This is a genomic window from Pimelobacter simplex, assembly GCF_024662235.1.
Classification (GTDB): domain Bacteria; phylum Actinomycetota; class Actinomycetes; order Propionibacteriales; family Nocardioidaceae; genus Nocardioides.
The window spans coordinates 5,369,309-5,382,826 of sequence record NZ_CP096276.1 but is presented as its reverse complement, the minus strand read 5'-3'; the positions used below and the strand labels follow the sequence as shown (position 1 = coordinate 5,382,826).

At 73.3% G+C, this 13,518-nt stretch carries 14 protein-coding genes and 1 pseudogene; 9 read left to right on the top strand and 6 right to left on the bottom strand.

Features of this window, described 5'->3' with window-relative positions; genetic code table 11:
* Positions 1-10 precede the first annotated feature (10 nt).
* Positions 11-994, bottom strand: a complete 984-nt coding sequence (locus tag M0M48_RS26445; RefSeq protein ID WP_257753409.1) for an aldo/keto reductase — start codon at positions 992-994, stop codon at positions 11-13.
* A 44-nt stretch (positions 995-1,038) separates the two neighbouring features.
* On the opposite strand from M0M48_RS26445, the gene M0M48_RS26440 reads away from it, so the two are divergent.
* Positions 1,039-2,622 carry a diacylglycerol kinase family protein gene (locus M0M48_RS26440; RefSeq protein ID WP_257753408.1) on the top strand — a complete coding sequence of 528 codons (1,584 nt, stop codon included), beginning with the start codon at positions 1,039-1,041 and terminating at the stop codon, positions 2,620-2,622.
* 331 nt (positions 2,623-2,953) lie between these two features.
* Here M0M48_RS26440 and M0M48_RS26435 read toward each other — a convergent pair whose 3' ends face one another.
* Positions 2,954-3,352: a DUF4446 family protein gene (locus M0M48_RS26435; protein ID WP_257753407.1), complete on the bottom strand. Its 399-nt coding sequence runs from the start codon at positions 3,350-3,352 to the stop codon at positions 2,954-2,956.
* A gap of 64 nt (positions 3,353-3,416) precedes the next feature.
* On the opposite strand from M0M48_RS26435, the gene M0M48_RS26430 reads away from it, so the two are divergent.
* From M0M48_RS26430 to M0M48_RS26415, 4 genes and pseudogenes are all read left to right on the top strand, one after another.
* The gene (locus M0M48_RS26430) at positions 3,417-4,247 is read left to right on the top strand and encodes a prephenate dehydratase (RefSeq protein ID WP_257753406.1); all 831 of its coding nucleotides are present in this window, start codon (positions 3,417-3,419) and stop codon (positions 4,245-4,247) included.
* Positions 4,248-4,282: 35 nt separating this feature from the next.
* A pseudogene (locus M0M48_RS31120) lies at positions 4,283-5,520 on the top strand (arginine deiminase).
* Between the two features lie 93 nt (positions 5,521-5,613).
* Positions 5,614-5,988: a Crp/Fnr family transcriptional regulator gene (locus M0M48_RS26420; protein WP_257753405.1), complete on the top strand. Its 375-nt coding sequence runs from the start codon at positions 5,614-5,616 to the stop codon at positions 5,986-5,988.
* A 7-nt stretch (positions 5,989-5,995) separates the two neighbouring features.
* Positions 5,996-7,039 carry an adenylate/guanylate cyclase domain-containing protein gene (locus M0M48_RS26415; protein ID WP_257753404.1) on the top strand — a complete coding sequence of 348 codons (1,044 nt, stop codon included), beginning with the start codon at positions 5,996-5,998 and terminating at the stop codon, positions 7,037-7,039.
* 21 nt (positions 7,040-7,060) lie between these two features.
* Here M0M48_RS26415 and M0M48_RS26410 read toward each other — a convergent pair whose 3' ends face one another.
* Positions 7,061-7,996, bottom strand: a complete 936-nt coding sequence (locus M0M48_RS26410; RefSeq protein WP_215816768.1) for a DUF5926 family protein — start codon at positions 7,994-7,996, stop codon at positions 7,061-7,063.
* Between the two features lie 10 nt (positions 7,997-8,006).
* A complete protein-coding gene (locus M0M48_RS26405) occupies positions 8,007-8,813 on the bottom strand; it encodes a glycerophosphodiester phosphodiesterase (protein ID WP_257753403.1) in 807 nt (268 codons plus the stop codon).
* A gap of 109 nt (positions 8,814-8,922) precedes the next feature.
* Here M0M48_RS26405 and M0M48_RS26400 point away from each other — a divergent pair, with 109 nt between their 5' ends.
* On the top strand, positions 8,923-9,147 hold the full coding sequence (locus M0M48_RS26400; RefSeq protein WP_215816766.1) for a PspC domain-containing protein: 225 nt from the start codon (positions 8,923-8,925) through the stop codon (positions 9,145-9,147).
* Positions 9,148-9,176: 29 nt separating this feature from the next.
* Positions 9,177-9,941, top strand: coding sequence for a putative protein N(5)-glutamine methyltransferase (locus tag M0M48_RS26395; protein WP_257753402.1), 765 nt, complete (start codon positions 9,177-9,179; stop codon positions 9,939-9,941).
* Here M0M48_RS26395 and M0M48_RS26390 read toward each other — a convergent pair.
* Entirely contained in the window at positions 9,938-10,381 is a 444-nt protein-coding gene (locus tag M0M48_RS26390) for a DoxX family protein (protein WP_257753401.1), read from the bottom strand. The two genes, M0M48_RS26395 and M0M48_RS26390, sit on opposite strands and share 4 nt — an antisense overlap.
* Positions 10,382-10,539: 158 nt before the next feature.
* On the opposite strand from M0M48_RS26390, the gene M0M48_RS26385 reads away from it, so the two are divergent.
* Positions 10,540-11,766: a hypothetical protein gene (locus M0M48_RS26385; RefSeq protein WP_257753400.1), complete on the top strand. Its 1,227-nt coding sequence runs from the start codon at positions 10,540-10,542 to the stop codon at positions 11,764-11,766.
* Here the strand turns inward: M0M48_RS26385 and M0M48_RS26380 are convergent.
* Positions 11,763-12,446, bottom strand: a complete 684-nt coding sequence (locus M0M48_RS26380) for a TetR/AcrR family transcriptional regulator (RefSeq protein WP_257753399.1) — start codon at positions 12,444-12,446, stop codon at positions 11,763-11,765. The two genes, M0M48_RS26385 and M0M48_RS26380, sit on opposite strands and share 4 nt — an antisense overlap.
* A 45-nt stretch (positions 12,447-12,491) precedes the next feature.
* Between M0M48_RS26380 and M0M48_RS26375 the strand changes: the two genes are divergently transcribed.
* Complete coding sequence (locus tag M0M48_RS26375; RefSeq protein WP_257753398.1) at positions 12,492-13,517, top strand: alpha/beta hydrolase; 1,026 nt, start codon at positions 12,492-12,494, stop codon at positions 13,515-13,517.
* The last annotated feature ends 1 nt before the right edge of the window (position 13,518 follow it).

Genomic DNA, 13,518 nt, shown 5'->3' with positions numbered 1-13,518 from the left:
CCGTCACCCCTCAGAACAGGGCGATCCGGTCGGGCGCGGGGAAGAGCGCGTCGAGCTCGGCGAGGTCCTCGGCCGTCGGCACCCACTGGTCGGCGGTCGCGTTGGCGGCGACCTGCTCGATCGACGTGGCGCCGGCGATGACGGAGGTGACCGGGTCCTGGGCGAGCAGCCAGCCCATCGCGACGGTCACCTCGGTGACGCCGCGGGCACGCGCGAACGCCGAGTAGGCCTGGAGCGTGGGCGAGACGGCGTCCTCGAGCAGGTGCTGGCGGGTGAAGCTCAGCCGGCTGCCCGCGGGGGCCTTGCCGTCGGCGTACTTGCCGGTGAGGAGGCCGTTGGCGAGCGGGAAGTACGGCAGCACCCCGAGGCCGAGCTCGCGCGAGGCGGGCAGCACCTCGAGCTCGGCGCGGCGGTCGGTGAGGTTGTAGTGGTTCTGCGCCGAGACGAACCGCTCGACGCCGAGCTCGCGGGCGACGTACTCGGCCTGGGCGATCTGCCAGCCGGAGCGGTTGGAGTGGCCCAGGTAGCGGACCTTGCCCTCGCGGACGAGGCCGTCGAGCGCCGAGAGCGTCTCGTCGATCGGCGTGCGCGGGTCGGGGGTGTGGAACTGGTAGAGGTCGATCCAGTCGGTCCCGAGCCGGCGCAGGGACGCCTCGACCGCCGTACGGATGTAGCGGCGGGAGCCCCGAGCCCCGAAGTCCGGCCCGTTGATGCCCTGCATGTCCATGCCGAACTTCGTGGCGAGCACGATCTCGCTGCGCCGCGCCCCCAGCGCCTTGCCGAGCCGCTCCTCGGCCAGACCCGGCGTGGCGCCGTAGGTGTCGGCGACGTCGAAGAGCGTGATCCCGGCGTCGAGGGCCGCGCCGATCACGCGATCGGTGCCCTCCTGGGACTCGGTGGCGGCGCCCGGACGGCCCAGGTTGTTGCAGCCGAGACCGATGCGCGAGACGACGAGACCGGAGCGGCCGAGGGTGGCGTACGACGGGGAGGTCATGTCTCGACCGTAGAGCGTGGGCCCACGCTCGATAAACTCCGCTGGTGCTCGACCGCCCCCGCCAGACCCCGCTGCTCTCCGCGCTGGTCTGCCTCGTCCTCTTCGCCGCGATCGCCCTGGCCGTCGCCGCGGAGCTGTCCTGGCTGACCGACCTCGACAGCCACGGCGAGGCGGCGCGGCAGTGGGCCGGCGACCGCTCCTGGCTGGAGCACCCCCTGCGCTTCATCGAGGTGGCCGGCGGCACCCTCTGGATGACGATCGCGACCATCGTGTTCGCCGCCGGCGGCCTGCTCCGCGGCTTCCGCCGCGCCGGCATCCTCATCGCCGTCGTGATGGCCTCCACCGCCCTGCTGACCTACCTGACCAAGGTCCTCGTCGGCCGCGGCCGCCCGGTCTGGCAGGACCCCGAGTACTTCCTGCACTCCAACGCCTTCCCCTCCGGCCACAGCTCGGCCGCCGCGGCCTTCGCGGGCCTGGTGATCGTGGTCGCCGCCATGCTCATCCGGCGTACGGCCCTGCGCCGGCTCGTCTGCACCCTCGCCGTCCTCGCCTGGGCCCTCGTCGCCGCCGACCGGATCCTCCTCGGCCGCCACTACCCCAGCGACGTCCTCGGCGGCACCCTCCTCGGCGTCGGCGTCCTGCTCCTCGCCCTCGCGCTCTACAGCCCGCTCCCCCGCAGCCACGCCCTCAAGGCCGAACCCCTGCCCGAGCCCTTCCCGTCGGCGCGCAACCTCGCCGTCGTCCTCAACCCGATCAAGGTCGAGTCGGTCGAGCAGTTCCAGACGATGGTCACCCAGATGGCCCTCGAGTCCGGCTGGAGCATCCCGCAGTGGTACCTCACCACCGTCGAGGACTCCGGCACCGGCCAGGCCGAGCAGGCCGCCGTCAACGGCGCCGACCTGGTCATCGTCTGCGGCGGCGACGGCACCGTCCGCGAGGTCTGCGCCGAGCTCGCCGGTACGGGCATCCCGGTGGGCGTCGTACCGGCGGGGACGGGCAACCTCCTCGCCCGCAACCTCGAGGTCCCCCTCTTCATCCGCGCCGCCATCGACATCGCCCTCACCGGCCAGGACCGCGCCATCGACATGGTCGAGGTCGACGGCGACGGCATCGAGCCGACGCACTTCATGGTGATGGCCGGCATGGGCTTCGACGCCGCGATCATGGAGGGCGTCAACGAGGACCTCAAGAAGAAGGTCGGCTGGCTCGCCTACGTGCTCTCCGCGCTCAAGGGCCTGATGTTCCCGACGATGAAGCTCGAGATCTCCGTCGACGACGGGCCCTTCACCAAGCACCGCGCCCGCACCTGCGTCATCGGCAACGTCGGCAGCCTCCAGGGCGGCATGAACCTCCTGCCGGACGCGACGATCGACGACGGCCAGCTGGACGTCGTACTGCTGTATCCGCGGCGGTTCCTGAGCTGGATCCCGCTGGTGCTGCGCGTGATGACCCGGCGCGAGCACAACGCCGGGGAGTCGGTGGCGCGGATGACGGGGCGCACGGTCGTCGTACGGGCCTCGGGGGAGGTGCCCCGCCAGCTCGACGGCGACACCATCGGGCTCGGCTCGGAGCTGCGGATGGAGTGCGTCCACGGCCGCGTGCTGGTCCGGGTCCCCCGCACGACCTAGCCGAAGGCCAAAGGCCGAAGGCCGAGGCCGCCCCAGGTGGCGGCCGCATAGCGGCGGCGCGGGCGGAGCCCGTGCCGTTGTCGCGCCGCCCAGCCGGCCGTCAGGCCCCGCAGTCAAGGACGCCCGAAGCCCGCCGCGAAGCGGACCGAGCGAAGCGAGGGTCCTTGACGGCGGGGGACGGCCGGCTAAGCGCGGCCGCCACCGCAACCACGCTCACCCGCCACCCTGCAACCTCGCACCGGGAAACCTGCACCCTCAGAGGGCCAACCCTGCTACTTCGCCCGCCGGAACGTGCTACTTCGCGGGGGCAACCCTGCGACTTCGGCGGGGGTCACATGCGGGCCATGCGGGCGTGGGCGACCGCCTCGGCCTCCTCGGGCGAGAGCTCCTGGTCGCCGGCCCAGCCGGCGACGGACTTGGCGTAGGTCCGGGCCTCGTTCCGGCCGCGGATGGAGGTGAGCACGACCCCGTCGCCCGCGTCGTCCAGCAGCGCGAGCGACCACGACAGGCGTCCGCCCATCTCGTCGAAGGCGTCGTACCGTACGACGGCCAGGTGCCGCAGCGCGCCGGCCGCCTCGGCCCGGAGGGCGGCGACCTCGCGGCGCAGGCCGGCGGCGTCGGCAGGGAGGTCGTCCCCCACCTCCGCCGAGGTACGACGGCCGTTGCGCAGGGCCACGGCGAGGGCCGCGGCGGCCAGCAGGAGAGCGAGGAGCGCGAGGACGACGGCCATGGGCCCGACGGTAGTCAACGAGACGCCGCCGAGCGCGGCCACGCGCCGCCACTACGCTGGGCGCATGGTCCGTATCGCGTACCAGGGGGAACCCGGCGCCAACTCGCACATCGTGTGCAAGCAGCACTACCCGGAGGCGGAAGCCGTGGCGTGCGCGTCGTTCGAGGACGTGTTCGCGGCGGTGAGCAGCGGGGACTGCGACCTGGCGCTGATCCCGATCGACAACTCGATCGCGGGACGGGTGGCCGACATCCACCACTTCCTGCCCGACTCGGGCCTGCACATCATCGCCGAGCACTTCCTGCGCATCCAGTTCCACCTCATGGTGAACCCGGGGGCGACGGTCGACACGCTGCGCACCGTGCACAGCCACGTCCACGCGCTGGGTCAGTGCCGCAAGATCATCCGCGAGCTCGGCCTGACGCCGATCATCTCCGGCGACACCGCCGGGGCCGCGCGCGAGATCGCCGAGGCGGCCGACCCGACGCAGGCCGCGATCGCGCCGCCGCTGGCCGCGGAGATCTACGGCCTCGAGATCCTGCGTGAGGACGTCGAGGACGAGGACCACAACACGACCCGGTTCGTGCTGCTCTCGCCGGAGTTCATCCAGGCGCCCCAGGGCAACGGCCCGGTCGTGACGAGCTTCGTCTTCAACGTCCGCAACCTCCCGGCCGCGCTCTACAAGGCGCTCGGCGGGTTCGCGACCAACGGCATCAACATGACCAAGCTCGAGAGCTACATGGTGGGCGGGCACTTCGCCGCGACCCAGTTCCTCGCCGAGGTCGACGGCCACCCCGACGACCCCGGTCTCAAGCGGGCGCTCGAGGAGCTGACCTTCTTCACGACCGACATCAAGGTTCTCGGGGTCTACCCGGCCGACCCCACCCGAGGCTGACCGGGCGGTCGGGCCCCGCCGCCTAGGGTGGGGCCATGGCGAGCCCAGCGAGAGCCGGAGCCGACAGCGAGGTCGGGCGGCTGCGCACCGTCCTGCTCCACCGGCCCGGAGCCGAGCTCGAGCGGCTCACCCCCCAGAACCACGACCGGCTGCTGTTCGACGGCATCCCCTGGGTGGGCCAGGCGCAGGACGAGCACGACGCCTTCGCCGCGGCGCTGCGCGAGCGCGACGTCGAGGTGCTCTACCTGACCGAGCTGCTCACCCAGACCCTCCAGTACGACGACGCGCGGGCCGCGATCGTCGAGACCACCCTCGCCGGACGCAACGCCCGCGACCTCGGCGACGCGGTCCGCGACCACCTGCGGGGACTGTTCCTCGACGCGGCTCCCGAGGACCTGACCCGGCTGCTGACGGCCGGGGTGCGCAACGACGAGGTGCGCGCGGGGATCCGCGGGACGCTCGTCACCTCGCTGCTGGCGCCGGACGGCTTCCTCCTCGACCCGCTGCCGAACCTGCTCTTCACCCGCGACTCCTCGGTGTGGCTGCGCGACCGGGTCGCGGTGACCTCGCTGGCCACCGAGGCCCGGCGGCGCGAGGCCCACCTGACCGGGCTGATCTACCGCCACCACCCGCGCTTCGCGGGCGCCGGGCTGCTCCACGGCCACGACCGCGAGCCGGTCGAGGGCGGCGACGTGCTCCAGCTGGCGCCGGGGTGCTCGCCGTCGGCGTCGGTGAGCGGACCACCGCGGCGGGTGCGGAGCGGCTGGCCCGCGAGGCGTTCGCGGCGGGGGTGGCGACCACGCTGCTCGCCGTACCGATCCCGCGCGAGCGCGCCACCATGCACCTCGACACGGTCTGCACGATGGTCGACGTCGACCGGGTGGTGATGTACCCCCACGTCGCCGACAGCCTCACCGCCCATGCGATCACCGAGGCCGAGCCGGGCACGGGCGTGCTGCGGGTGGCCCCGCCCGAGCCCTTCCTGGTGGCCGCGGCCGCGGCGATGGGGATCGACGTCCTGCACCGGATCGAGACCGGGCTCGACCCGGTCACCGCCGAGCGCGAGCAGTGGGACGACGGCAACAACACGCTCGCCCTCGCACCCCGGCTGGCGGTCGCCTACGAGCGCAACGACGCGACCAACGCGTGCCTGGAGGCGGCCGGCATCGAGGTGATCCGGATCGCCGGGTCGGAGATCGGATCGGGGCGCGGCGGACCGCGCTGCCTGAGCTGTCCGGTGGTGCGCGACCCGCTCGTCGTACCGGGGGGATAACGCGACTTACCGGGACACGTTGTTGCAAGTAGGTCTCCCCAGCCGCCGCCGATCACACTAAGGTCGACGGGACGGCCGAGCGAAAGGGTCAGCATGGCAACGTTCTTCGAGCACTTCTCCCCCCAGGAGATCGCGCGGATCAGCGCGACCGGTCGGCGGGTGAAGCTCCCCGAGGGCTGGTCGCCGATCTGGGAGGACACCCCGGCCGACAAGGCCTACATCCTCCTGTCGGGCACGGTGTCGGTCCGTCGCGACGGCGCGGAGATCGCTCAGCTCGGCCCCGGCGACATCGTCGGCGAGGCCGCGATCGTCGGCAAGAAGCTGCGCAGCGCGACCATCGTGGCGCTCACGCCGCTCGACACGATCCACCTGACGGACGAGACCCTGCGCGAGCTGGACGCCGAGTGGCCGGCGTTCCACGAGGCGCTCGTCGAGGTCGCGCAGTCGCGCCTCGGCAACGCGGGCTGATCGTCTCGTGACATCGACGCCTGACCCCGCCGGCGACGGCGGGGTCATCGGCGCGCTCGAGGACCACCTCCTCGGCGAGCGTCCCGCGCTGACCCAGCAGGAGGTCGCGGCCCAGGCCGGCGTACCGCTGGAGACGGCGAACGAGCTGTGGCACCTGCTCGGCTTCGCGCACGTGCCGGACGACGAGGCGGCGTTCACCAGCGCCGACGTCCGCGCGCTCCAGCTGACCAACGACCTGATCCGGCTCGGTGTGCTGAGCCAGGAGCGCCAGGACGGCCTGGTCCGGACCTGGGGTCGCAGCTTCGCCCGGCTGGCCGACTGGCAGGTCGCGCTCCTCGCGTCGGTCGCCGAGGACCTGGGCGCGGACCCGACCGAGGGCCTGCTCGCGGTCTCCGACGAGGTGATGCCGCGGGTCGAGGAGCTCCAGAGCTACGTCTGGCGCCGGCACCTGCTCAGCGCCGCCGCGCGCCTGCTCGCCGAGCGGTCGTCGGGACCGTCCGTGCCGCTGGCGGTGTGCTTCGTCGACATCGTCGGCTACACCTCGCGCTCGCGGACCCTGTCCGACCGCGAGCTGGTCGGCTGGCTGGAGTCCTTCGAGTCCACCGTGCTCGGCCTCACCGTCGACCGCGGCGGCCGGATCATCAAGAACATCGGCGACGAGCTGCTCATCGTCGCCGACTCCGCCGAGGCGCTGACCGAGGTCGCCCTCGAGCTCACCCGCCGCGGCGCCGACCCCGAGGACCCGTTCCCCGCGGTCCGCGCCGGCCTCGCGTACGGCGACGTGGTCACCCGTCTCGGCGACGTCTTCGGCCCCGTCGTCAACATCGCCGCCCGGCTCACCTCGGTGGCCCGGCCGAGCACCGTGCTGGTCGACCTCGGCGCCTACGAGGCGCTGACCGGCCGCGCGGACGACTCCGCCGACAAGACCGAGGACACCGAGGACGCCGACGAGCACACCGGGACCGGCGCGTACCGGTTCCGGCGGCTGCGCCGGGTCTCGGTCAAGGGCTACTCCCGGCTCAAGGTCTGGGCGGTGCAGGCCCGCGACTGACCCGCCGCGCGGGGTGCCGGGTCAGCGGATGGTGACCTGGCGGTTGGCCAGCCCGTTGCGGGCCGAGCGCTGCTCGGTGGTCAGGTCGGAGGTGTCGGCGAGGGCCGCGTCGAGCTTGGCCTTGAACGCGGCGGCCGGCTGCTCGAGAGCCTCGGCGCCGGTGCCGACCGGCAGGTCCCAGACCGGGGCGAGCAGGCCGTGGGCGCGGAACATGCCGACGAAGCGGGCCTCGGGGACGATCACGTCGTCGCCGGTCACGTGCAGGCGGGCGAGCGCGTCGAGGAGGGCGTCCTCGGGCTCGGGCATCACCCAGCGCAGGTGCTCCTTGGCGCCCATCCGGGTCCAGTACGCCGCGGTGACCTCGGTCAGCCGGGCGGTCGGGGCGGCGGCGCCGTCGGCCTGCTCCAGGGCCTGGGCGAGCTCGGAGCTCGGGTCCATGTCGGAGACCCAGTAGTCGAAGCCCTCGTGCACCTCGACCGCGAGGTCGCCGTCGGCGACGAGGTCCTGGAGGCGCGGGCCGGCTCCCGGCGGGTCGGTCAGGCCGACCATGCCGGCGCCGGGCTCGGCGGCGAGCGCCTCGAGCAGGACGGCGCCGAGGTCGCGGGCCGGGTCGCCGAAGCCGTGCTGGACCTGGAGGCCGAGCCAGACCTCGCCGCTGTCGCGGACGAGCGCGGGCGCCGCCATCGGCAGCAGGGTGCAGAGCTTGACCACGCGGTCGGCGTGCTCACCGGTGAGGGTCAGGGGCGCGGTCGCGGCGGGGACCAGCTCGCGCAGCGCGACGATGTCGCACTCCGACGGGAGCCCCTCGAACGGGCGCTTGACGAAGATCTGGGCACCGCCGGGCGCGCCGTGGCACGCCTTGTAGCGCTTGCCCGAGCCGCAGGGGCAGGGCTGCCGCGGGCCGACCTCGCCGGCCGGGGTCTCGGACGCGGACTTGGTGCGGTTCTTCTTCGCCATGCGGCAGAAACTACTGGTCGGGCCCGAACCGCTCGTCCAGCAGGTCGAGCATCAGGCGCGGCCGGTCGCTGATGACCGCCTTGACGCCGAGGTCGAGGCAGCGCTGGAGGTCCTTCTCCTTGTTGACCGTCCAGACGTGGACGTCGCGCCCGCTGCGGGCGATCGAGTCGGCGACCCGGGGGTGGTCGCGCAGCATCTTGATCCCGGGGCCGACGATCCAGTCGCGGCCGACCACGCGCTTGAGCATCGGCCAGTAGTTGGGCTTGTCGACCAGCTGCACGAGGCGGACCTCGGGGGCCAGCCGCTCCACCCGCTGGAGCGCCGTGAACGAGAAGCTCATCACCCGCACCGGCGCGCCCTCACGGTCCCAGCCGAAGTCGCGGAGCATCTCGACCAGCCGCTTCTCGACCAGGCCGCCGAAGCGGGTCGGGTGCTTGGTCTCGATCGCGACCTCCACCCGGCGGTCGTAGTCGGCGACCGTCTCGAGCAGCTTGCGCAGGGTGAGCACCCCGCGCAGCGCCTCGTCCTCCTCGGCTGCCTCGTCGTCGAGGTCGGCCCAGGGGTTCTTCCAGGCGGCGAAGTCGAGCTCGGAGAGCTCGGCGAGGTCCATCGTCGAGACGAGCCCCTTGGTGGCCGCCGTACGCCGCAGGTCGCGGTCGTGCACGCACACCAGGTGGCCGTCGGCGGTGAGCCGTACGTCGCACTCCAAGCCGCCGGCGCCGGTGTCGAGCGCCTTGAGGTACGCGCCGAGGGTGTGCTCGGCGAGCTCGTGACTGGCGCCGCGATGGGCGACCACCTGTGGTCGGTGGGTGGGCACAGGACAAGTCTGGCAGGGCCCGCGCGGCGCGCGTCTCAGGGTCGGGATCCGGGACCGACCAGGGTCGTTCCCCGATGTCCGGCGGCCGCGCACCGGGCACCGTGGAGGCATGAGCAACTACGACAGCTACCCGAACCGTCCGGCCTCCTCGACCCGCCGGCTGACCCGCCGCCAGGACAACAAGATGGTGGCCGGCGTCTGCTCCGGCATCGCCGACCACTTCGGCGTCGACCCGACCCTGGTCCGGATCCTGCTGGTCGCGGCCGTCGTGTTCGGCTTCGGCACCGGGATCATCCTGTACCTCGCCGCGTGGTGGCTGATGCCGGAGGCCTGAGCCCACCGGTACGGCCCTACGCTGGCGCCGTGCCCGACCTCGTCGCCCGACTGCGCGCCGCCGGCTGCGTCTTCGCCGAGGACGAGGCCGCGCTGCTGGAGGCGGCCGCCCGCTCCCCCGAGGAGCTCGAGGCGCTGACCCTGCGGCGGATCGCCGGCGAGCCCCTGGAGCAGGTCGTCGGCTGGGTCGCCTTCGACGGCGGCCGGGTCGCGCTCGACGCGGGCGTGTTCGTGCCGCGGCAGCGCACGGCGTACCTGGTCGAGCTGGCGGCGCAGCGGCTGACGCCCGCGAGCACGGTCGTCGACCTGTGCTGCGGCAGCGGCGCCCTGGGCCTGGCCCTCGCCCGGCGGCACCCCGGCCTGACCGTCGTCGCGGCGGACGTCGATCCGGTGGCGGTCGCGTGCGCGGCCCGCAACCTGGCCGCGGTCGGCGGGACCGCCGTGGCCGGCGACCTCGACGCCCCGCTCCCGGACGCACTGCGCGGCCGGGTCGACGTGATCGTCGCCAACGTCCCCTACGTGCCGACCGACGCGGTCGCGCTCATGCCGCCCGAGTCCCGCGACCACGAGCCGCGGGGCACCGTCGACGGCGGCGCCGACGGACTGGACCTCCTGCGCCGGGTCGCGGCGCTGTCCCCCCAGTGGCTCAGGACCGGCGGAGCAGTGCTGTCGGAGGTCTCCGCGGCCCAGGCCCCGGTCGCAGCCGATGTCCTCAGCGCTGCCGGTCTCGCCCCGCGGGTCGACCACGACGAGGGCCGGGAGGCCACCGTCGTGACCGGCGTACGCCGTTCCTAGGCGGCCGCTCCCCCGGCCCGCCGCCGGAGCAGGCCGTCGAGGCTGAGACGACCCGATCCCAGCACGCCGAGCACCAGCGCGACCGCGCCGATCACCATGACCAGCTCGCCCCCACCCGCGTCGGCGAAGATGCCTTGGTCACGGTGGGCGAAGTACCACGCTCCCATCATGTCGAGGACGACGAGCAGCGCGGCGACCGGCGTGAGCAGCCCGAGGACGAGCAGCAGGCCGCCCCCGAGCTCGGCGAACGCGGCGAACGTCGCGGCCGCACGGGGCACCGGGACACCCATCTCATCGAAGCTGGCCGTCGTGCCGTCGATGGTGTAGGTGTCGAGCTTCTGCCAGCCGTGCGCCACGAGGACGAGTCCGAGCAGGAGCCGCGCGACGAGGAGGCCGGCGTCCTGAGCGGCAGCGGGAAAGGGGCCGAGAAGGCGTCTCATGGCCCGCACTCCATCAGCTCCACCCAAATCGACGATATGCGAACACCCCCTAGAATCCTGAGAATTCTCCTTCCCAGGCGAGACCTGTGTCACTAGCGTGAGCCGCAGTCGACCGTGGGCGCGCGGTCACCTCTTTCTCGGGAGTTCTCATGACGCCGATGACACCGCTCCGTACCGCCGTACTCACCACGGTGACCGTCCTGACGACCGCGGTCGTCGGGCTCACCGCTCCGGGCGAGCCGGCGACTGCCGCCGCACCGGCCGCACCGGCCGCAGCCACCACCGACACCGACGGTGACGGCTTGCTCGACGACTGGGAGACCGACGGCTACGACGCCGACGGCGATGGCGTCATCGACGTCGACCTCCCAGCGTTGGGCGCCGATCCACGCCACAAGGACCTGTTCGTCGAGCTGGACTGGATGCCGGGGTTGCGGCCGTCGGTGACCGTCCTCGACCGGGTGGTCCAGGTGTTCGCCGCGGCTCCGGTCGACAACCCTGACGGGACTGCCGGGATCCGGATCCACCTCGACGGCGGCGCCTACCCGGGCCGCACGACGTACGACCTCGGTGGGGCCGGCCAAGTCCCCCTCGACACCAACCTGTCCCCCTACGCGACCGAGATCCGCGCGCTCCGCACGGCCCACTTCGCGCCCGCTCGGGCCGAGATCTTCCGCTACATGGTCTGGGCGGACCGCTACAACAGCGGCTGCAGCAGCGGCGTCGCGCTCGGCATCCCCTCGGACACGTTCGTGGTGACGCTCGGCGACACCTGCGGCTGGGCACGGACCGACGACCAGATGGTCGGCACCTTCGTCCACGAGCTCGGCCACACGCTCGGGCTGCGCCACGGCGGTGTCGACGACACCCACTACAAGCCCAACTACCTCAGTGTCATGAACTACTCGTTCCAGCTGGTCGGCGTCCCCCGCACGAGCGGGTCCTCCTACTTCGGCTACTCCGACGACGCCCACCCCGTCCTCGACGAGCGCTCCCTCGTCGAGTCGCGCGGCCTCGGGCTCGGCGCCGTGGGCTGGCGCACGATCTGGTACTGCCCCGGCTCCGGTGCCGCGCGCACCAGTGGCGACGCGGCCGGCGGCATCGATTGGAGCTGTAACGGGACGATCTCCACCGGCGGGGTCCGCGCCGACATCAATAAGAACGGGCGGACCGGCACCCTGACCGCGCAGGACAACTGGGCCAACCTGCGGTTCAAGGGCGGCACGGTCGGCTACGGCGTCGCGCCTGCCAACCAGGCTCCGCCACGGCGCGTCGAGATCAGCCCGGACGTGTTCCGGCTGGTCCCGCCGGCCGCACTCGACGAGCTGACCAAGCGTGAGGCCGACCTGCTTCGCCGCGGGCAGCGGCCCCGGACCACGCCCTAGGGACGCGACGATCCGCCCTCGGGCCGCAGGAAGCGCGGCGCGAGACTCGCGCCGACGCCGGCCAGGTGCTCGACCAGCTCGTCCGCGTCGACCTCGACGAGGCCGGAGCGCCAGGCGAGGACGGTCTCGACGAAGCCGCCGATGCCCAGCAGCACGCTGATCCGCAGGCCGGTCTCGTCGGCGTCGGGGCGCAGGTAGGGGCGGGCGAGGTCGATGAGCAGGTCGACCGAGAGCTGGATCGTCTCGCGCCGGCGCTGCTCCAGGATCGCGCTGCCGGCGTGGTCGCCGAAGACGATCTGGGCACGGTGCGGCTCGTCGCCGATGTGGTGGACGACGGCCGCGAGCGCCGCCCGGAGCTGGACCAGCGGGGCGTCGTCGACGTGGGGGGCGATGGCGCCGAGCATCATGGCGAGGGTCTCGTCGCGGACCTGGTCCCAGATGGCCGCGAGCAGGGCGTCGCGGTCGGCGAAGCTCTCGTAGAAGTACCGGTCGGTGAGCCCGGCCCGCGCGCACACCCCACGCATGGTGACCGCCGCCCAGCCGCTCTCCTGCCAGATCTCCTGGGCCGCGACGAGCAGCGCCTCGTGGCGCTCGGCGCGGCGCTGCTCGGCCGACTTGCCGCCGTAGCGGCGGCGGGGCGCGGCGCTGGTCGCGGCGCTCTTCGCCCGGGCGGCATCCATACGAACATCTTGACGGCACCCGCCCTCAGAATGCAATGTGAGGGCATGCGCCTTCACAATGACGTGAGCACCGGGCGCGGCTCCCTGCGCAGCCGGCTCGCCGCCGACCTGACGTCGGTGACGCTGCGGCCGCTCACCACGGTGATCCCGATGAACCGCACGGGCATCCGCTTCTCGCGCCGGCTCGTGGCGAGCAGCCTGTGGGCGTTCGGCCCGCCGCTGCGCGGCAGCCGGGTGGTGCGGGTCGAGCACGCCCAGGTCGCGCCGGCCGGGCCCACAGCGCGGGGCGAGTGGGTCCGGGCGCCGCGCGCCGAGCGCGACGACGCGGTCGTCCTCTACGTGCACGGCAGCGCCTACACGATCTGCTCCGCGCGCACCCACCGCGGCATCACCACCCGGCTCTCCGCGCGCACCGGGCTGCCGGTGTTCGCGTGCGACTACCGGCTCGCCCCCTCGCACCGCTTCCCGAGCGCGGCGGACGACGTCCGCGCGGCGTACGAGTGGCTGCTCGGCGAGGGCCACGACCCGGCCCGGATCGTGCTCGCCGGCGACTCGGCCGGCGGCCACCTGTGCGTCGACCTCGCCCTCGAGCTGATCCGCGAGGGGCGTCCCGCCCCGGCCGCGCTGGTCGCCTTCTCCCCCGTCCTCGACCTGACGATGTCGCTGGCCGCCGCGCGCGAGCGGATGCGCCGCGACCCGATGATCTCCGCGGCCAAGGCGGCCCGGATGCTCGACCTCTACCTCGCCGGGCACGACCCGCAGGCGCCCCGGCTGCGGTTCTCGTTCGACGGCGCCGACCGGTTCCCGCCGACTCTGGTCCAGGCCGGCGCCCGGGAGATGCTCGCCGCCGACGCGATCGAGCTGGCCCGCGGCCTGACCACCGCCGGCGCCGACTGCCGGCTGGAGGTCTGGCCCGACCAGATGCACGTCTTCCAGGCGCTGCCGCGCGTCGTACCGGAGGCCGAGCAGGCGCTCGACGCCGCCGCGGCCTTCGTCGACGAGCAGCTCGAGATCCAGCGCCGGCGCGGCGCCCTGACCCTCGTTCCCCCCACGATCTCCCAGGAGGCCTGAC